The sequence below is a fragment of the Micromonospora sp. NPDC047644 genome (assembly GCF_040704315.1).
Lineage (GTDB): Bacteria > Actinomycetota > Actinomycetes > Mycobacteriales > Micromonosporaceae > Micromonospora.
The window spans coordinates 91,007-108,369 of sequence record NZ_JBEYSY010000013.1; the positions used below are offsets into that span (position 1 = coordinate 91,007).

At 70.0% G+C, this 17,363-nt stretch carries 20 protein-coding genes; 6 read left to right on the forward strand and 14 right to left on the reverse strand.

All coding sequences use genetic code 11. From position 1 onward, the window contains the following. Positions 1–198: 198 nt before the first annotated feature. The gene (locus AB0877_RS22125) at positions 199–1,437 is read right to left on the reverse strand and encodes a DUF6357 family protein (protein ID WP_366611098.1); all 1,239 of its coding nucleotides are present in this window, start codon (positions 1,435–1,437) and stop codon (positions 199–201) included. A 4-nt stretch (positions 1,438–1,441) separates the two neighbouring features. Then, positions 1,442–2,095, reverse strand: a complete 654-nt coding sequence (locus AB0877_RS22130; RefSeq protein ID WP_366611100.1) for a hypothetical protein — start codon at positions 2,093–2,095, stop codon at positions 1,442–1,444. A gap of 141 nt (positions 2,096–2,236) precedes the next feature. Here AB0877_RS22130 and AB0877_RS22135 point away from each other — a divergent pair, with 141 nt between their 5' ends. Further along, positions 2,237–2,584: a GlsB/YeaQ/YmgE family stress response membrane protein gene (locus AB0877_RS22135; RefSeq protein ID WP_366611102.1), complete on the forward strand. Its 348-nt coding sequence runs from the start codon at positions 2,237–2,239 to the stop codon at positions 2,582–2,584. A 33-nt stretch (positions 2,585–2,617) separates the two neighbouring features. On the opposite strand, the gene AB0877_RS22140 is transcribed toward AB0877_RS22135, so the two are convergent. Beyond that, the gene (locus AB0877_RS22140; protein WP_366611103.1) at positions 2,618–2,851 is read right to left on the reverse strand and encodes a hypothetical protein; all 234 of its coding nucleotides are present in this window, start codon (positions 2,849–2,851) and stop codon (positions 2,618–2,620) included. 77 nt (positions 2,852–2,928) lie between these two features. Here AB0877_RS22140 and AB0877_RS22145 point away from each other — a divergent pair, with 77 nt between their 5' ends. Further along, positions 2,929–3,264, forward strand: coding sequence for a hypothetical protein (locus AB0877_RS22145; RefSeq protein WP_366611105.1), 336 nt, complete (start codon positions 2,929–2,931; stop codon positions 3,262–3,264). Between the two features lie 6 nt (positions 3,265–3,270). Here the strand turns inward: AB0877_RS22145 and AB0877_RS22150 are convergent, their stop codons facing one another. Beyond that, positions 3,271–4,014 carry a TetR/AcrR family transcriptional regulator C-terminal domain-containing protein gene (locus AB0877_RS22150; protein ID WP_366611106.1) on the reverse strand — a complete coding sequence of 248 codons (744 nt, stop codon included), beginning with the start codon at positions 4,012–4,014 and terminating at the stop codon, positions 3,271–3,273. Positions 4,015–4,092: 78 nt separating this feature from the next. On the opposite strand from AB0877_RS22150, the gene AB0877_RS22155 reads away from it, so the two are divergent. Further along, positions 4,093–5,343, forward strand: a complete 1,251-nt coding sequence (locus AB0877_RS22155; protein ID WP_366611107.1) for a DUF418 domain-containing protein — start codon at positions 4,093–4,095, stop codon at positions 5,341–5,343. On the opposite strand, the gene AB0877_RS22160 is transcribed toward AB0877_RS22155, so the two are convergent. The 5 genes from AB0877_RS22160 to AB0877_RS22180 form a co-directional block, all read right to left on the reverse strand. Continuing rightward, the gene (locus tag AB0877_RS22160; RefSeq protein WP_366611109.1) at positions 5,293–5,964 is read right to left on the reverse strand and encodes a hypothetical protein; all 672 of its coding nucleotides are present in this window, start codon (positions 5,962–5,964) and stop codon (positions 5,293–5,295) included. The two genes, AB0877_RS22155 and AB0877_RS22160, sit on opposite strands and share 51 nt — an antisense overlap. 259 nt (positions 5,965–6,223) lie before the next feature. Then, a complete protein-coding gene (locus tag AB0877_RS22165) occupies positions 6,224–6,646 on the reverse strand; it encodes a hypothetical protein (RefSeq protein WP_366611110.1) in 423 nt (140 codons plus the stop codon). Between the two features lie 11 nt (positions 6,647–6,657). Continuing rightward, positions 6,658–6,840 carry a hypothetical protein gene (locus tag AB0877_RS22170; RefSeq protein WP_366611112.1) on the reverse strand — a complete coding sequence of 61 codons (183 nt, stop codon included), beginning with the start codon at positions 6,838–6,840 and terminating at the stop codon, positions 6,658–6,660. Positions 6,841–6,914: 74 nt separating this feature from the next. Then, positions 6,915–7,292: a DUF2089 domain-containing protein gene (locus AB0877_RS22175; protein ID WP_366611113.1), complete on the reverse strand. Its 378-nt coding sequence runs from the start codon at positions 7,290–7,292 to the stop codon at positions 6,915–6,917. A 223-nt stretch (positions 7,293–7,515) separates the two neighbouring features. Continuing rightward, positions 7,516–8,592 (reverse strand): glycoside hydrolase family 43 protein, encoded by a 1,077-nt coding sequence (locus AB0877_RS22180; protein WP_366611115.1) that lies wholly within the window; start codon positions 8,590–8,592, stop codon positions 7,516–7,518. A 134-nt stretch (positions 8,593–8,726) separates the two neighbouring features. Here AB0877_RS22180 and AB0877_RS22185 point away from each other — a divergent pair, with 134 nt between their 5' ends. Then, positions 8,727–9,059, forward strand: a complete 333-nt coding sequence (locus tag AB0877_RS22185) for a hypothetical protein (protein ID WP_366611116.1) — start codon at positions 8,727–8,729, stop codon at positions 9,057–9,059. Positions 9,060–9,244: 185 nt separating this feature from the next. Next, on the forward strand, positions 9,245–10,249 hold the full coding sequence (locus tag AB0877_RS22190; RefSeq protein WP_366611118.1) for a hypothetical protein: 1,005 nt from the start codon (positions 9,245–9,247) through the stop codon (positions 10,247–10,249). Positions 10,250–10,337: 88 nt separating this feature from the next. On the opposite strand, the gene AB0877_RS22195 is transcribed toward AB0877_RS22190, so the two are convergent. Together AB0877_RS22195 and AB0877_RS22200 are read right to left on the reverse strand one after the other, a co-directional pair. Then, positions 10,338–11,222 carry a S41 family peptidase gene (locus tag AB0877_RS22195; RefSeq protein WP_366611120.1) on the reverse strand — a complete coding sequence of 295 codons (885 nt, stop codon included), beginning with the start codon at positions 11,220–11,222 and terminating at the stop codon, positions 10,338–10,340. 55 nt (positions 11,223–11,277) lie between these two features. Continuing rightward, positions 11,278–11,943: a TetR family transcriptional regulator gene (locus tag AB0877_RS22200; RefSeq protein WP_366611121.1), complete on the reverse strand. Its 666-nt coding sequence runs from the start codon at positions 11,941–11,943 to the stop codon at positions 11,278–11,280. 101 nt (positions 11,944–12,044) lie between these two features. Between AB0877_RS22200 and AB0877_RS22205 the strand changes: the two genes are divergently transcribed. After that, a complete protein-coding gene (locus tag AB0877_RS22205; protein WP_366611123.1) occupies positions 12,045–12,959 on the forward strand; it encodes an SDR family NAD(P)-dependent oxidoreductase in 915 nt (304 codons plus the stop codon). Positions 12,960–13,091: 132 nt separating this feature from the next. Here the strand turns inward: AB0877_RS22205 and AB0877_RS22210 are convergent, their stop codons facing one another. From AB0877_RS22210 to rph, 3 genes are read right to left on the reverse strand one after another with little or no spacing between them, the layout of a single operon-like run. Then, positions 13,092–13,721: a VOC family protein gene (locus AB0877_RS22210; protein ID WP_366611124.1), complete on the reverse strand. Its 630-nt coding sequence runs from the start codon at positions 13,719–13,721 to the stop codon at positions 13,092–13,094. 39 nt (positions 13,722–13,760) lie between these two features. Further along, entirely contained in the window at positions 13,761–14,684 is a 924-nt protein-coding gene (bla, locus tag AB0877_RS22215) for a class A beta-lactamase (protein WP_366611126.1), read from the reverse strand. A 26-nt stretch (positions 14,685–14,710) separates the two neighbouring features. Next, entirely contained in the window at positions 14,711–17,326 is a 2,616-nt protein-coding gene (gene rph / locus AB0877_RS22220) for a rifamycin-inactivating phosphotransferase (protein WP_366611127.1), read from the reverse strand. Between the last annotated feature and the right edge of the window lie 37 nt (positions 17,327–17,363).

A 17,363-nucleotide genomic window follows, 5' to 3' on the forward strand; every position in this document is an offset into this window, starting at 1 on the left:
TGCCTCGGACCACGACGGTCACTGCCGACCGTGCGGTCCCGGTCGGTGGCATGCCCGACGCACCCTCTGCGTGCTGTGAAGGATCGCCCTCCCACAAGATCGGAATTCCTTGGCAAGGGAGAGCTGGCGGGGGTTCTTCGATTGAATAGCGGTCACGGTGCACACCAGGTTTCGTGATGTGCCTCGGGGGCCCTGCGGCTACCCGGCTTTGCGCTGACGACGGGCGCGCTCGAACTCGGCGGCATCTGACATCCAGGGACTGTGCTGGTCGAGTGCGGCGCAACCGCCGCTGACGAAAAGGCTCACCAGGTGCCGGTAGCCAACCATCCCGTCGACCAGGCTGTACTCGACCCGATACTCCGGGTCCGACCCGGCTTCACCCTGTCGCACGGTCGTGATCCGGGCGATGCAGTCCGAGTAGAACTGCAGCTGGATCCCCTCGCCCATCTCCTCGTCCTCGATGGTGAACACCTCGTTGTCGCCGGCCGAGCGGTCGGCGACGAACTCCCAGAACTCGGCGGAGGCGCTGCGCGGGCCGTCCCGTAGCCACTTCTTCTCGCCGCCCTTGTCGTCGGTGAAGGTCAGGGCCGCCTTCGTCGCACTCGTCCCAGAGTCGTCGTCCTCCGGCGGCGCGCTCCTGGCGCGGTCCGCGGCCTCCGAGCACATCAGGAAGGTCACCGTCCGCACCGCGTCATCAACCAGTTCCGGGTACGCGCGCCGCACGGTCGCGTCGACGGTCGCTTCCATCCGCTTCCAGTCGCGCTTGTCAGTGGCCCGGCGTCCCCGCCGCGGGTCGAGGCCGATCCGCATCCCGGCGCACGCCTGCTCGGCGGCGGCGATCACCCGCATCACCTGGGGCAGCAGCGCGGGGTCGACGTCATCGGGGTTGCGCCGCGGAATCGTCGCGCCGTGCAGGTACTGGCCGGTGTAGCGCAGGATCTGCGCGTCGAGTGGCCCGAGGACCATCCCCCGCTCGGCGCGGCGGCGGACCGCGTGATGCTCCTGGGCATGCTTCTCGTTCGCCGCCTCCGTCGCCGTGCGCATCGCCTCGCAGACCTGACCGCGCTCCAGGAGCCGGATATCGGCACCGTGGGCGACGAGCCGGCTCCGGTCCCAGGGGATGCGCCCAAACAGCGCGTCGACGTCTGCGGGCGGGGCGAGCAGGATCGGGTCCAGGAGTGCGACGGCGGCGTCCTGGTCGAGTTGGCCCCGGGTCCCCGCTGCATGGCACAGCGGTAGGACCGCACTCCACAGCAGCAGGTGCCGGGCCAGGTCTTCCCGGATCACCGCGAAATGGGCTTCGGAGATCGGGACCGTGAACGTGCGGGGCTCGTGGTTGGCGTCCGCCCCGGCGCCGAGCATCAGCTTCAGCTCATCGGCCTCGCGGATCACGGTCGGGATCCAGCCGCTGTGCCGTGTGAAGACGATGTCCTTCATCCCGTCACGACCACTGTTCGCATTGGGCGTCGAGGCGTGGGTCGGCGCGCACCCAGACTTCGCCCCGGGCGGCCTCTGCCGGGGTGTCGACCCGTTCGAGGCCGAGGAACTCGATCAACTGGAGCAGTTCGGCGCGGTCGGCCCGGTCGTCGTCGATGTCCTGCGAGTCGAAGAAGATGTAGTAGCTGTCGGTCGGGTCGACGTAGCCGGAATCGGCCCAGATCCGGCCCACCTCGTCGATCGCCGCTGCCTCCGTCGTGATGGTGGCGGCGCGGGCGGCACCCCGAGCCTCCGGTGACGCGTCGAGGTCGGCGAGGTCGGCAAGCCACTGGCCGAAGTGGTCGAGGCCGGCATATCCGTTCTCGAAGAACAGCATCGCGCTCGGCAGGTAGCGGTTGGGCCGGTCGACCCGGAGGTGTTCCGACCGTGGGTGATCGGCTTCCGTCACTCGGGAGATCACCCCCAGGGTGGGCATGAGCACCAGACGTTGCTTCGCCGGTTCGTCGGTGATGGTGTACGTGTCGGACTCCCGGCCCCGGAAGAACGCGGAGAACGCCACGTACGCCTCCTGCGGGTCGCCCACCGAGACGTGTTGATCGTTGCCGTCACCGCCTGCGAGGACGAACTGCTTCGGGCCGGGCTTGTAGGGGCGAGCCATGGGTTTCCTTCGTTCAGGGGTGAGAGTTCCGCCAGCGTAGTGGGTCGGGGTGACATACCTACGGCCCCTGATCGGGGCGGGGTTTCCGGCAACGTGAGATCCGGGCATGTATCTCGGCACTGCTGGAGGGGAGAGACAGCAATGCTGGTATTTGGTTATCTCGGCGCGGTGCTCATCGGCGCCCTCGTCGGCCTGCTCGGACGACTCATCCTGCCGGGGCGGCAGCGGATCGGTGTCTTCGCCACGTTCGTCATCGGCGTCGGTTCGGCGGTGCTGGGCACCGTGGTCGCCAGGGCGCTCGACATCGACGACGGAGCCAACGTGCAGGTGTGGGTGCTGCGCTGGGACTGGGTCGTGCTCGCGATCCAGGTCGGCCTCGCGGTCGTCGCCGTGGCGCTGGCTAACATGCTCACCTTCACCCGGCTGGCCGGCGGCGACGACACCCCGCGCCGGCGGACCCGTCGCACCAAGGCCAAGCGCGAGTCCTGACCGCCGGGTCGTGCCCGCCGCCCGCTCGGGCGGTCAGCGGGCTGTCGGCCGGGCCCCGCGCCGGGCGAGTTCGTCGCGGATGGCGAGAACGACGAGTGCGAGCGGCACGAAGACCCAGAGCTGAAGCACCGCGTACCGGCGCAGGTCCCCGCTGATGTCGACGCCGGCCAGCTCGGCGTCGAGGGCGCCCGGCCGCGTCAGTGCGATCGCGTACAGGGACAGCGGCGCGTAGTTGAGGCCCGCGCCGACAAGCCACAGGCCGTTCACCACAACGATGGTGCCAGCGGCGGGCAACCCGCGCTTGGGGGCGCGACGCCTGACCGGGCCGGCATTACGATGCGCAGATGGGCAGATTCCTCGCGCTCTTTCACGGCGCGGCCGACGAGGCCGGCAAGGCAGACCTCACCGAACAGCAGCAGACCGATTTCATCAACGCCTGGGCGTCGTGGGCGCAGGCCAACGAGAAGGCCATTGTCGACCCCGGCGCTCCCCTGAACGCGAAGAAGCTGGTCACCGCGCAGGGTGTCGAGGACGTCACCGACTCCCTGACCGGCTACACCATTGTCGAAGCGGGCTCGCACGACGAGGCCGTCCAGATCTTCGCCGGGCACCCGCACCTGGGGCTGTTCGCCGGCAACTCGATCGCGGTCCTGGAGTGCCCGCCCCCTCCCACTGCGTGATGCGCGTCAGGGCGTGCGCCGCGCGATGGCGGCCTCGACGCCGTCGAGGATCAGGTTGAGGCCGAAGGTGAAATCCTGGTCCTCCGGGTCCTCGCCCGGTTCGCTCTCGAACGCGCCCGCCGCGAACAGCGGCGCGGCCTCGGGGAAACGCTCCGGGTGGACGAGAGCAGCGAGGGCCCGGCCGTAGTTCTGCTCGACGTCGGCCTGGCTGAGCCCGGTGCCGCTGCGGCCCGCCGCCATCTGCCGGCCCTGCTGGATCGCGTTGCGCACGTAACCGCTGACGACGACGAGGACGCCTGCCTTCGTCCTCGGATCCAGGCCGGTGTCGTGCAGGGCCCGCAGGAACGCGTCCATCCAGCCGACGGCATTCGGCCCTCGGGGTGGGCCGGCGATTGGCACCTCCACGAGCCACGGGTGTTCGGCGTACCGGGCGCGGATCGCCTCCGCCCAGCGATGCACGCCGTCACGCCAGCCGTCCGTGTCCAGCCGGGGGGCGGGCCCGGTGGCGTGGTCGGTCATCAGTTCGACGAGTTCCTCCTTCGAGCCCACGTGCCGATACAGCGACATCTTGGTGAAGCCGAGAGTCTGCGCGACCTTCTGCAGGGTCACCCCGTCCAGCCCCTGGTGGTCCGCCAGGTCCACCGCAGCGCCGACGACCCGCTCGACGTCGAGTTCGGCGGGCCGGCCGCGCCGTGCGGACGTCGGCAGTCGCCAGAGCCGCGCCAGGTCGGCGGGCACGTCGTCGGCCATTGACGGCATATTGTGTCCCATGGATAGTATCTCCTGTACATTAAAGCTGTCGTCGGGCCGGACGGGGAGAAGAAGCATATGGACGTGTCAGCGGGCGCGATCGCCGCCACGACGAGCCGGTCGAGCGCCGGGCAGCGCCTCCACGACCTCGACGCGCTGCGCGGCTTCGCGCTGCTCGGGATCTTCGTCGTGAACATCACCTTCATGGCCTCCGGTTACCCGGGCAACCTGATCACCGACCCGGCGTTCTCATCGGCCCTCGACGACGCGGCGCGGTTCCTGTCCGCGGTGTTCGTCGACATGAAGTTCTACATCCTCTTCTCGTTCCTGTTCGGATACAGCTTCACCCTGCAGATGGAGGCGGCGGGGCGCGCGGGCGCCGCGTTCGCGCCGCGGATGCTGCGCCGGATCGCCGGCCTCTTCGTCCTCGGCGCCCTGCACACCGCGCTCCTGTACGGCGGCGACATCCTGATGACGTACGCGGTGGTCTGCCTGGTCCTGCTCGCGATGCGCCGGGTCCGCGACCGCACGGCGCTGCGCGTCGCCGGCGTGCTCTACGGGCTCGTGCTGCTGAGCCTGCTGGCCAGCGGGCTCTTCGTGAACTCCTCAACGTTCCTGCCCACCCGAGCCGAGGCACTGGCCAACGCCGAGAAGGCGACCGCCGCGATGCTCGGCGGATGGGGCGACGTCATCGGTCACCACCTCTCCGGGCTCCCCCTGCTGGTGCTTCAGTCCGCGACGTTCCAGGGGCCGACGGCGCTGGCGATGTTCCTGCTCGGCATGGTTGCCGGCCGACGGCGGCTCCTCGCCGGCGTCAGCGGTCACGAGCCGGTGCTGCGGCGGATCCAGCTCATCGGCTTCCCCGTGGGTATCGCGGGCGGCCTCGCGTACGCGCTCGGCGGCGGCAACGGCGAGTCACTGGCCGTGGGTGTGAGTGCGGCGACCGCGCCGCTGCTGACGGCCGCGTACGTGGCCACGCTGCTGCGGATGATGCACAGCCCGCGCTTCGGGTTCGTGCGGTCGGCCCTGGCACCGGCGGGGCGGATCGCCCTCACCAACTATCTGGGGCAATCATTGCTGGGGCTGCTCATCTTCAGCGGGATCGGGCTCGGCCTCGCCGGGAGCGTGTCGCCGGCGGGGACGACCGGACTGGCATTGCTGATCTTCGCGGCGCAGCTCGCGGTGAGCGCGTGGTGGCTGCGCCATCACCGGTACGGGCCGGCCGAGTGGGCGCTACGGCGGGTGACGAACGGACGGGCGGCAGGGGCCGGCGTCCCGTCAGTCGAGCACCGACTCGCCGCCCGGGTAGGCGAACGACGCGCGCGGTGAGTAGAAACCCCACACGACTGTCAGCGGGTCGGCCGGGCGCAGCGCGTACACGGGGTGGTCGGGTTCGAGGAACTCCAGCGACTCGACAGCGAACGGGTCGACCGGCTCCGCCACGAACGGGTAGTTGCCGCTGTGCAGCCTGCCGTCGAGCCGGGTGAGGTAGCGCAGTTGACCCCGGTTGACGGCGTCGCCGGTGCGCCCGACGCGGGCCGTCGTCCTGATCACGGGTACGCCGTCCGCCTCGGTCGTGGCGATCAGCCGATGCCCGCGTACCTCGATGGTGGTGGTGCCCGGGGTCGCCGGCACACCGCGGGCGGCGGCGTAGGCCCGGACGGCCGGGCTGGAATTGACGTAGTGGGTCCACCAGCGACCGGGCGTGACACCGTCGGGGGCGTCGACCCCGGAAAGATCCGGACCGATGTACGTCAGCGAGTACGCGCCGAAGCCGGAGGTCTGCCCGGCGTCGTCGACGACGTACTGGTTCATGAAGACCTGGTGGTTCGGTGCCGGCGTGAGGCCGTCGGGCACCAGGGCGGCCACCGCGCCGGGGTCGGCCGGCAGCCAACCGAAGTAGATCATCCTGCTGTTCACGACGAGCTGCGGAGCGACGAGTTCGGACACGAGGGGTCCTTCCGCTGGGCATCGATTCGTAGTCGCGACGCTACGGAGTTGCCCGACGCCGCGACAACGACGGATTGCCGACATGCGAACCGTTCGGCGGGACGCAGCGGAGGGACCACCCGTCCGAGTGGTCCCTCCGCTGATGTACCGACGTGGCTAGACTTCAGGTTGGCAGTTCACCTGTGCTCTGCTGCGGCGGGCGCAGCCTCGGGAGGGTGTTCCAGCACCCTCTCGAGGGGCCGTCTTCGTCAGACGGCGCCTACTCGCAGAAGACACGCACGGTGGCATCGGGGGAGTCCACCTCCACCGTCACGTCGTCGAGGTGCTCCACGAGCGCCTCCAACTGCTCGGGCTTGAGCTGCGTCAGGTCGATCGGCACCCCCGACTCGCTGAGCGAGGCGTTGGCCTTGACCAGGGCCTGTGGCGGCACCAGGGCCGCCAGCCGTACGCCGGCCCGCAGCAGTTGCAGTGGCACCCGCACGTTGACCCGTGACGGTTCGAGGTTGTCGGTGGCGTCCACCATCACCCGCAGGTACTTCACCGTGCCCTTCGGCCGGGCGTCGTGACCTGCCGCCGCCGGTGCCTGGGCCCGTTCGAGGGCGGCGATGAGCTGCTCCGCCTCATCCGCGGTGATCTTGCCAGCGGCAAGCATGTCGAGGATGTCCTTGCGTTGTTCGGTCATGCGAACCTCTCCTATCTGATGGCCACGAGCACGGCCGTGCGGCCCTGCTCGATGTCGAAGCGGGCGCCGGGCAGCGCGGAGATGACGCGCCAACCGGTGCCGAGAGCCCGCACCACACGGATGCGGAACACGAGGCAGGCCACGATCGCCGCGAGGACGACCATGACCACGACCGGCAGGAGTACGAGCGCCACGGGGAGCACCGGAACCCAGAAGCGGACAGGCCGACGATCCGGGCGGTCGACCTTGACGGTCACCAACTGCGGCATCACGACCGGCCGTCCAGCTCGGCCAACGCCTGCTGTGCGGTGATCTCACCGCGGCGCAGCCTGTCGATGATGTCGGCCCGCGACGGTGCCGGGTCGGTCTCGACGAAGTCGAGCATCTGCGTGATCCGGTTGAGTCGCGACTTGATCGTCGGGTAGCTCACCCCGAAGATGCGTTCCATCTCCTTGATCGAGCCGTGGCAGCGCACGAACGCCGTCACGAAGACCTGGTCCTCGACGTTGAGCTGAGCCAGTTGCGGTAACCCGAACTCGCCCTCGATCGCCACGCCGTTGCTCGCCAGGCGCACCCGCTCGACGACGAACGGCTGCCCCCGGGTCAGGCTGGTGAGTTCCTGCCAGTCCATCGCCTGATCTGTCATAACTGAAGTATCAACCCAAGAGTAATCAACTTTCAAGAAGTTGATCTTAATTTTATTAAGAACGCGGGCCTTGAGCCGCCTGCGATCAGCCCGCCTTCACGGACGTCGGGGTGTCCCGACTCTGGGGACACCCCGACGTCACGGAAACCGAGTTGATCCCTCGACTTCCGGCCACACCAATCGGACCCGATTGGTCAGTGAAGGGCCAGGCCACGCGTCCGGATCACTCGAAGAACTTGATGCTGAACCCGGTGTCGGCCGTCGGGCCGGGCACGTTGGCGCGGCGGTAGGTGGTGTTGCCCCACCAGCAGAAGGTGCCGGTGTACCAGTAGCGGTTCGCCCAGGAGTACGCGGTGCCCTTGGGCACCCCGTGGTACATCAGCGGGAACCTCGGCCCGGCGGGCGGGCTCGTCGCGATGTCGCCGTTGAGCAGCACGAAGCTGTGGTGGCCAGGCCCGTTCACGTGCAGGGTGGGGTCCCAGCCGGCCATCATGGTGGCCCGGTTGGAGCCGAACAGGCAGCCGTTCGACTTGTACCAGTCCCACACGTACGTCGGGTCGCCGCCGGCGCGCAGCCGCAGGTCGGCGAGGCAGTACTGGTCGCTCCAACTGCCGTTGGCCGAGTAGACGATGTGCAACTGCCCGTTGGGATCCCGGATCGCCTCGGGGGACTCGTTGATGAACGGGTTGCCGACGACGCGCTCCCAGCTCTCGCGTGGCTGGGAGATGACGTACCGGCCGCCGGTCGGGGTGAGCGGGTCGCTCATCCGGCTGAGGTAGATGTTCTGCTCGATATTGGTGTCCCCGGCCCAACCGGACCAGACGAACCACCGCTGCCCGTTGAAGGTGAACAGGCTGCCGTCGATGGCCCACCTGCCGTCGGGCAGCGCGAGCTGCCGTTCGGCCGTGTAGCCGCTGGCCGGCGACGCCGAGTGGATCGCGTACATGCGGTGGGCGGCGCCGCGTCCGGCCGAGAAGTAGATGTAGTAGCGCCCGCCATCGGTGACGATCTCCGGCGCCCAGACCTCACCGAGGTCGCGGCTGTCCGTCCAGACCTGCCGGGCGGACGCGGCGGCCAGCGCGTCGGGGGAGGCCGCCTGCCGCACGGCGATCCCGCCGTTGACCGACTGTACGGAGATGTAGGTGCCGCCGACGCGGATCACGCTCGGGTCGGCAGCGCGCAGGCCGGTCTGCCCGGCCGCCGCCGGCGCGACGCCGACCAGGGACAGGTCGATGGCGAGCACGACGGCCAGCATTATGGAGAGGAGTCGCGGAAGGGTTCGGCTATCGACGTTCACCATCGGATACCTCTCCTCGAATGGAGCTGGCGGGCAACGATCGACAGTCATAGATTAGGGCAAAGGGTGCCGCGCCACAGTGTTTCCGCCAGCCGGTCTCGACGTTCGCGGGCATCGGTGCGCTAGCGTCTGGCCTCATGGAACCCGTGGACGTGGTCCTGGCCGTCGTGTGCGCCGCGGCCAACCTGGCCATGGCCACCGTGCTGCTCGTCCGGAGCCGCGGAGGCGTGGCCGCGCCCCGGATCTTCGGCCGCCCGCAGCCTCTGCCACGCCTGCGGGCCGCGATGCATGTCTGCCTGGGGCTGGGATTGGGCGGCGGCCTTCTGGTCAAGGACGTCTTCCCGCCGGATTCCACGGGCGACGCGGTGGTGTTCCACGTGGTGAGGATCCTGCTGGTGGCTGGCTTCGTCACCGCCCTGCTCGGCGCCTTCCGGGACCCGCGATCCCTCTCTGGCAAGGCCGCCCGGTAGCGGCGACGGGCCGGGGCGACGGGCTCCCCGGTCACACCTCCGACAGCGGGTCGCCGACCGCGCGCTGCGCGCCCCGATCCGGGACGGAAGTCCGACGTTACGTGTCCGCCCGCTCACGCAGGGTCCAATCTGGAGACCGGCTTGCCGTGGGGGCAGCCGGTACACAATGGACAGTGGAGGCTCGGATGCTGATCATCGCGGAGGAGAAGGACGCCTACCCACCGAACGGTCAGATTCCCAACCTGGAAACCGACGAGAAGGCGTGCGGCGACATCCTGGCCAGGATCGAACCGCTCCTGCCCGTCGACCTTCGGGGGGAGGTGGTCGGCGTGTTGGTGAACTGGTCGGAGAGCGCGTTGAAGCCCGATCAGAGCTTCGGTACCTGGGCCGAGGCCGTCACCGCCGCTATCGGCTACGCGCAGCGCGATGCCGCGCGTGCCACCGACAGCGCTCAGCGGCGTCGTGACCAGGCCACTGACGGGGTCGACCTGGTGAAGCTCAACGCGGCGGTGGGAAGTACGGGCAGGACCGGCGACCCGCAGATCGCGTTGCGCGACGAGAGCCGCAGGTGGGCCAACTGCGGAATGGCGGCGTTCCAGATTCGCGAGCAGTTGCGCACCGCGGGCGGCAAGCCGGCCCGACTGTCGCACGACACCTACGGGGCTGGCGGCGGCGAAGCGCTCAGGAAGGCGCTCCTCGCCACGCCCGCCAGCGACGCTACCGTCCTGCTGCTCGACTGCCAGTTCCCGCAGGTGCACAACTTCATCATCGAGGTGCACCGCGACGGGTCGCGCTACCTGGCCCAGGGCTACCAGGGCACCTACTTCGCCCACTGGTGGCTCGGGCTCAACAACAGCTACTCCGGAGAGAAGGCCCCGCCCGGGATCCTCGCCCTGCGTGAGCGGTACGGGCTGGGTCGGGCGATCACCGCGGAGGACTATGCGACCCTGCTCGACGGCCTGGTCGCGGCCATCTCGTCCGACTGGCAGGCGACCGCGGACCAGTGGCCGGCGCTGCCGTTCAACCCCGACCGGCAGGAGATCGACGGGATCCGCCGCCGGTCCGGATCGCCGACCCTCCTCGTCGAGGTGTTCGAGCTGAACGAGCCGGCCGTGGCTCGCAAGGTGCTCGGCGACAACGGCGTCGCGTCCCTCAGCGAGCTGGCCACCCGAGGAATGGCGACCGCCTGACAGGAGTGGTCCCGGCCGGCGTGCGGCCGGCCGGGACCACGAAACTGCGGCGATGACGTCCCCATGTTCGAGCGAACGGTAGCCGCGCCTATGCGCCTGCGATGGCCTTGAGCGCGGTGTCGAGTGCCTGGTCCGCCGGGACGGGCACGTCGGGGACCACTCCGACGCCTTCCCAGTTGGTGCCGGTGACGCTGTTAATGGTGCGGGCGGTCGGCACCGTCACGAGGATGTGCGCGGTGACCGGATGGCGGGCTGTGGGATGCGCGCCGCCGCGTGTCGTCTCACCGACGACGACGGCCCGGCCGTGCGCCTGAAGGGTGTACGCCACGTCCTCGCCCCCGGAGAACGTCGTCGCGCTGGTCAGCACGTACACCGGGCGGTCGACGTAGCGCGGCGCGGGAAGGTGCGCGGTCGTCCAGAACTGGCGCGTCGCGCCGGTGGACCGCTCGTAGAAGTCGTTGAGGTGCACCTGGTCGTCGCGGAAGAAGTAGCTGCACCACATCGCGGCTCCCTCCGGTGCTCCGCCGGAACAGGTGCGCAGGTCCAGGATGAGCGCGGAGCTGAGGGCGACCAGTTGCAGGGCCGCGCCGATCGCGGCAGCGCCCTCGTCGGCGTACGCGATGCGCCGCACGTCGATGAACCCGACGTTGCCGGCCAGGTGCTCGACCCGGCGGATGCCCTGGTTCTCCGCCCTGAGCAGCGCGAGGAACGCCGCCCGCCCGCCGTCCTCGTCGGCTGGATCAAGCGACTGCGGCTGGTCCGACCACAACAGCCGCAGATGCTTGTCCGGGCACACCTGCTGAAGGTGTGCGGTGACCGTCTCGCAGAGCGCCGGCCCGTCCAGGCCGTCGTACTCGCCCGCCGCGAGACGACGCCGGATCGCAGCGTCGATGTCGGCGACCTTCTCGGGAAAGACGTAGCCTGCCCCGATCCGATCCAGCGCCTGTCCGACTACCTCTTCGTGTGCGAGCACGGCTGGCACGCTAGACCGCGAACAGCGTCATGGCCAGCGAATTGCGCGCAGCCACTCAGGAGCGCGGCAGCATGCCCACGAGCGACGTGATGATCACGACCCGCAGGGCTGTCCGTAGGTCGACGTGGTGGACCGCGAGCGCCGGCTCGGACTCGTAGACGGCCAGCAGGCTCGGCGGCGGCGAGGTGTAGGCGGACAGCGCGCCAGCCATGATCAAAGCGTTCAGGCAGAACAGCTCGGCGTTGTCGCCGGTCTCGGGCAGGTGCCGCCGGACGAGGTCGGCCATCACCGCGAGGTTGCCCAGTGCGGCCCGTTTGTGCCGGCGGACCACCTCGACCGAGACGTTGTGTTCGAGCACCCCGCCCTGAGCGCCGAAGAGATCGCAGAGCACCGTCTGGGCGGCGAGCGAACGGCTGAGCACGTCGGCCGTCTGCTCCACCCGTTCCATCGCCGGCCGGCTCACGTCGACACCGTGGGCCAGTTCCTGGGCCAGCCCGGCCAGCCAGGTCGTCGTCCGGTCGTCCAGCAGGTCGAGCAGGATCGCCTCGCGGGACTCGAAATAGCGCAGCACCGCCGTCTTGGCCAGGCCGACCCGCCGGCTCAGCTCGTTCAGAGTCACCTCGGCCACGGGCATCTCGTCGAGCATCGCCGAGGTCGTCTCCAGGATGGCCCGGCGTCGGACCTCACGCTGCTCCTCGCTGCGCGCCCGCTGGAACGTCATGACACCAACCCTAGCTTAGGTACCGGCGGTCCCTTGACACGGTACCGGTGGTACTTTACCGTTCAGTCATAACTTACCGGCGGTACTTTAAGGGGTTTGGCATGAAGTGGACCGAGCAGCAGATTCCGCGCCAGGACGGCCGGGTGGCCGTGGTCACCGGCGCCAACACCGGGCTGGGCTTCGAAACCGCCCGGCGGCTCGCCGAGCGCGGGGCGTCGGTCGTGCTGGCCGTGCGCGACACAGGCAAGGGCAAACTGGCCGCCGCCCGCATCGACGGCGACGTCTCCGTACGGGAACTGGACCTGACCTCGCTGGAATCGGTGCGCGCCGCCGCGGCCGACCTGTGCGCCACCCACCCGCGGATCGACCTGCTGATCAACAACGCCGGCGTGATGTACACCCCGAAGCAGCGCACCCGCGACGGCTTCGAGATGCAGTTCGGCACCAACCACCTGGGCCACTTCGCGTTCACCGGCCTGGTGCTCGACCTGCTGCTGCCCGTGCCCGGCTCCCGGGTGGTCACAGTCAGCAGCGTTGGTCACCGCATCCGCGCCGCCATCCACTTCGACGACCTTCAGTTCGAGCGTTCCTACGGCCGGGTCGCCGCCTACGGCCAGTCGAAGCTCGCCAACCTGATGTTCACCTACGAGTTGCAGCGCCGGCTCGCCGCGCACGGCACCACCATCGCGGTGGCCGCACACCCCGGCGTCTCCAACACCGAACTGGTCCGCAACGCCCCGGCGGCCGTCCGCGGACCGATCACCTGGCTCGCCCCGATGATCACCCAGCCCGCGACGGCCGGCGCACTGCCCACCCTGCGGGCCGCCACCGACCCGTCAGTCCTCGGCGGGCAGTACTACGGCCCCGACGGCCTCGGCGAGACGCGCGGCTACCCGAAGCTTGTCACGTCCAGCCCCGACTCCTACGACGTGAGCGTGCAGCGACGCCTCTGGGCTGCCTCGGAAGACCTCACCGGCGTGCGGTTCCCGGTGGGCGAGGCGGCCGCCGCGGTGTGACAGTGGCGAGGGTGGGCGGGTGGTGCCGTTTTCCCCGGTAACCCTTCGCAGGCCACGGTTACCCTCTCGGCCATGGCTTCTCAGACGACGCCGCCGACGGCAGGCGACCGCCCGCGCGTAGTTCGGGCCGCCTCAGTCGCGGCCGACCCAGGTGGCGACGCACGCCTCGTTGCCCTCGGCGTCGGCCAGGACCCACCACATGGGCGCGTGCGCGTCGGACACCAGGCGGCCGCCGGCGGCCAGGGCAGCGGCGATGCGAGCCTCGGCCTGATCGTGCGGGACAGCTATGTCGAGGTGCATGCGGTTGCGGTGTGGGCGCGCCTCGGCCATGTGCTGCAAGCCGAAGCCCGGGCCGCGCCGTAACGGATCGAACAGGTGGTCGTCGCCGATCTGGCGGTAGCCGAGCAGCGCCCGCCAGAACGGCAGAACGTCCGCGCTGGTGAGTGCGTCGAGGGTGATGTTGACGAGTTGGACGGCGGTCGGATCGGCGCGGATGTCCAGCTCCTCGGCTGCGGCCGAGATCCGCCGCGCCAACGCGATGTCGCGCCGCGCCAGGCTCACGGTCACGCCGGTGCCGCGCAGGTCGACGCTGAGGTACTGCTGCTGGGTCTCGTCGGTGAGCCGGCCGATCTCATCGACGAGCGCGATGCCCTCGGCCAGTGAGCCGGTCGGGAAGTGGGCCGAGACCAGGTGGTAGAGGGAGCGCCAGTCCTCGACCCCGTCGGCCGCGTGGAAATGCGCGGCCCTGATCTGCGCAGTCATGTCGGCGAACCTAACATCGGCGGTGCTGCCTCCTGGCGTTCACAGCTGGGCGACGACCACCCGGGTGGCCCGGGCGATGAGCGCGTCGTCGGGGGTGGCGTCCTTCGTGTCGCGACTGGACAGCACCGCCAGCACGATCGGGGCCCGGTCGGGCGGCCAGATCACCGCTATGTCGTTGCGGGTGCCGTACCCTCCGGTCCCGGTCTTGTCGCCGACCACCCAGCCGGGCGGCACCCCGGCGCGGACCAGCGCCGCGCCGGTGGTGTTGCCCCGCAGCCAGCCGCGCAGCACGTCGCGGTCCGCCGGTTGCAGAGCAACCCCCACGGTGTACGCCCGCAGGTCGCCGGCCAGGGCCCGCGCGGTGCTGGTGTCCCGCTCGTCGCCAGGTGTTCCCTCGTTCAGCGCGGTCTCGTAGCGGGCCGCCTCGGTGACCGTGTCGCCGAGCGCGCGCAGCTTCGCCTCGAACCCTGCCGGGCCGCCGAGGTGGCGCAGCAGCAGGTTGCCGGCAGTGTTGTCGCTGTAGCGCACGGCGGCGTCGGCCAGAGCGCGCAGGCTCATGCCCTCGCCGACGTGCTTCTCCGTGACAGGGGAGTGCGCCACCAGGTCCCGCGCCGGATACCGCACCACCCGGTCCAACTGGGCGTCGGTGGTGCCGTCGAGCACCTGGGCGGCAGCGAGGGCCTTCCACGTCGAGGCGTACGCGAACCGCTCGTCGGCGCGGTACTGGACGGTGCGACCGGTGCCCGTGTCGATGGCGTAGATCCCCAGCCGCGCCCCGAACTGCTCCTCCAGCCGACGGAACTCCCCATCGGCGGCCGGTGACGGTGCGAGCGTCACCTCCGGGTCCGGCGTCGTCCGCGCCTCGGTGGAGTCGCGGTTGTCGCCGCCGCTGCACCCCGCCAGCGACACCACTGTCGCTACTGTGGCCACCACTGTCGCCAGACGGCGGAACGGGAACGCCATGTCATTCCTCCTGCGGGTGCCGTCGGTCAGGGCAGGATCTCGACGTACCCGGCACTGCCGTGCACGCGGATCCGCTGCCCGTCGCGAATCAGCCGGGTGGCGTCGAGCACGCTGACGACGGCCGGCAGGCCATACTCCCTCGCGATCACCGCGCCGTGCGTCATCAACCCGCCGACCTCCGTGACCAGGCCGGCGATGCCGACGAACAGCGGCGTCCAGCTCGGGTCCGTGTGGGCCGTGACGAGGATGTCACCCGCTTCGAGGTCGGAGTGCGCCATGTCCAGGAGGACGCGGGCACGTCCCTCGACAGTCCCGGCGGACACCGGCACACCGGCCAGGGCGCCCGCCGGCAGGTCGTCGCGCCGGTACGCGCCGGTGATGACCTCACCGTCGGAGGTCAGCACCCGGGGCGGGGTGAGCGCCTGGTGTGCCCGGAACTCGTCGCGACGCTGCCGGATCAGCTCGGCGTCCACCCGGTGTGTGCGGACCACCTCGTGGAACTCGTGGAACGTGAGGTAGAAGACGTCGTCGGGCTCGGCGAGCACCCCGGCGTGCGCCAGCCGCTCGGCCTCCGCCAGCAGTGCCTGCTTGTAGAGGAAGTAGCGGCTGACGATGTCGTACTTCGGGTACTCCCGGTAGCCGATGAAGGCCCGCACCCGGTCGATCATCCGCGCGGTCTCGTCGGCCTTCTGCTGCCCGTCCGGCAGCGCCCGCAGGCGCGTCAACACCTCCTGTGCCCGCTGCCGCGCCTGCTGTTGGCCCTGCTCGAAGCGCCGCCGGGCCGCGCCCGGCTCGAAGAGCCTGACGTTGTCGAGGAGTACGGGCACGAGCGTGGCGGGGCGTTCGCTCCACCGTGGCCTGGTGATGTCGATCTCGCCGACACAGCGCATCCCGTACCGGTCGAGGTATGCCTCGATGGCGGCGCGCGCCTCGGCCCCGCCCTCGACCTTCGGCAGCTCGTCGAGGAAATCGTCGTCCTCGACACCGTGCAGGAACGCCACCACCTCCGGGTGCGGACGGATCACGTCGGCGACGTCGAGCAGCGCCAGCCCCATCTCCGACGTGACGTTGCCGGGGGCGGAGAGGGTGAGGGTGTCCGCGGCGTTCTTCTCGCCCAGCCACTCGTGCAGCCGGTCGTTGAGCCACCAGGTGGCCTCCATACCCGCCATGATCGCCCGCATGTTCAACGGATCACTGAGGACCCGCTTGTGCTCCTGGAACGCCTCATGCAGGAAGTCGAACAGCGCCGTACCGGTCACCGTCGCGATGTCGCGTCGCAGGGCGGCGACGGACGCCGCGCTGCGCTCGATCAGCTCGGTCACGATCGCCGGGTCGGCCTCGCCCGAGGTGGACGGGCCGCCGGTCGTCGGTCCAACCGGACCGGCCTGGTCCGGCATAGTCGCAACGAAGTCCCGGCGGTCGAGCAGAGTCTCCAACGCGTCGCGCATCAGCGGATCGTCGCGCCCCGCCATTTTCAGGAAGCCGGCGCGGCTGGCGGGGGAGGCCAGCAACCGGGTCGCGTCGACGAACAACCTCCCGCCGGCCTCCAGCATCGGAGCCATCGCCGTCAACCGCCACATCGAGAGCCCCAACGGCCGCATGGCATCGGTCATCATCTGCTGGTGACCGACCGACAGGTAGACGTGGTTCTCCTGGTCAGCGACCGGGGGCACCGGGAACAGCGTGGTGATCGGCCGGCTCTGCACGATCTGGAAGTCGTCGTCGACCAGGCACCACTCGATGTCCTGCGGGCGGCCGAAGTGCGCCTCGATCCGTCGCCCGAGCCGTACCAGCCGCAGCGCCTGAGCCTGTGTCAGCGCCGGCTGCTCCCGCCGCTGGGGGTCGATCGCCACCTCCCGCGTTCCGCCGCCGGGCAGCGCGGCGACGGCACGCTCCTTCGCGGCGACCGTGCTGGCGACCACCTCACCGTCTCGTACCGTGAAGACGTCCGGGTTCACCAGACCGGACACCAGGGCCTCGCCGAGGCCGAAGCTGGCGTCCACCGTCGCGACCTTCCGGTTGCCCGTCACCGGGTCCGCCGTGAACAGGATGCCGGAGGCATCCGGAAGAACCATCCGCTGTACGACGACAGCCATCTGAACGGTGCGGTGGTCGATGCCGTTGCGCAGGCGGTAGATGACGGCCCGCTCGGTGAACAGTGACGCCCAGCATCGGCTGACGTGCCGAAGGACCGCCTCCGACCCCACCACGTTCAGGTAGGTGTCCTGCTGGCCGGCGAAGGACGCGGTGGGTGTGTCCTCCGCCGTCGCGCTGGACCGCACGGCGTAGGCGGCCTGCTCGCCGAACCGGACGAGCGTGCCGGTGATCGCCGCGGCCAGGTCGCTCGGAACCGGTGTCTCCTCGACGCTGCGGCGGATCTTCGCGCTGAGCGTGCCAATGGCCTCCCGGTCGTCCGGGCTCAACCGCGACAGCTGATCGAGCCGATCGTCGATCGACGGCGTCTGCGCCATGACCCTCCGGAAGGCTGCCGTCGTCACGCAGAACCCCACCGGTACCCGGACGCCGTCGATCCGGGACAGCGCGCCCAGGTGCGCGGCCTTGCCGCCGACCACCGACACCTGCGTCTCGTCGACCTCTCGCAGATCCAACAGTGGTGCCCGGTCGCTGCGGTCCCCGTCCATCGACAACACACCCACGTCGCGCCCCCGTTACCTCGTT

Coding starts and splice junctions, on each gene's coding strand:
- AB0877_RS22125 (WP_366611098.1), bottom strand. CDS start 1,437: ATGAAGGACATCGTCTTCACACGGCACAGCGGCTGGATCCCGACCGTG.
- AB0877_RS22130 (WP_366611100.1), bottom strand. CDS start 2,095: ATGGCTCGCCCCTACAAGCCCGGCCCGAAGCAGTTCGTCCTCGCAGGC.
- AB0877_RS22135 (WP_366611102.1), top strand. CDS start 2,237: ATGCTGGTATTTGGTTATCTCGGCGCGGTGCTCATCGGCGCCCTCGTC.
- AB0877_RS22145 (WP_366611105.1), top strand. CDS start 2,929: ATGGGCAGATTCCTCGCGCTCTTTCACGGCGCGGCCGACGAGGCCGGC.
- AB0877_RS22150 (WP_366611106.1), bottom strand. CDS start 4,014: ATGGCCGACGACGTGCCCGCCGACCTGGCGCGGCTCTGGCGACTGCCG.
- AB0877_RS22155 (WP_366611107.1), top strand. CDS start 4,093: ATGGACGTGTCAGCGGGCGCGATCGCCGCCACGACGAGCCGGTCGAGC.
- AB0877_RS22165 (WP_366611110.1), bottom strand. CDS start 6,646: ATGACCGAACAACGCAAGGACATCCTCGACATGCTTGCCGCTGGCAAG.
- AB0877_RS22175 (WP_366611113.1), bottom strand. CDS start 7,292: ATGACAGATCAGGCGATGGACTGGCAGGAACTCACCAGCCTGACCCGG.
- AB0877_RS22180 (WP_366611115.1), bottom strand. CDS start 8,592: ATGGTGAACGTCGATAGCCGAACCCTTCCGCGACTCCTCTCCATAATG.
- AB0877_RS22185 (WP_366611116.1), top strand. CDS start 8,727: ATGGAACCCGTGGACGTGGTCCTGGCCGTCGTGTGCGCCGCGGCCAAC.
- AB0877_RS22190 (WP_366611118.1), top strand. CDS start 9,245: ATGCTGATCATCGCGGAGGAGAAGGACGCCTACCCACCGAACGGTCAG.
- AB0877_RS22200 (WP_366611121.1), bottom strand. CDS start 11,943: ATGACGTTCCAGCGGGCGCGCAGCGAGGAGCAGCGTGAGGTCCGACGC.
- AB0877_RS22205 (WP_366611123.1), top strand. CDS start 12,045: ATGAAGTGGACCGAGCAGCAGATTCCGCGCCAGGACGGCCGGGTGGCC.
- AB0877_RS22210 (WP_366611124.1), bottom strand. CDS start 13,721: ATGACTGCGCAGATCAGGGCCGCGCATTTCCACGCGGCCGACGGGGTC.
- bla (WP_366611126.1), bottom strand. CDS start 14,684: ATGGCGTTCCCGTTCCGCCGTCTGGCGACAGTGGTGGCCACAGTAGCG.
- rph (WP_366611127.1), bottom strand. CDS start 17,326: ATGGACGGGGACCGCAGCGACCGGGCACCACTGTTGGATCTGCGAGAG.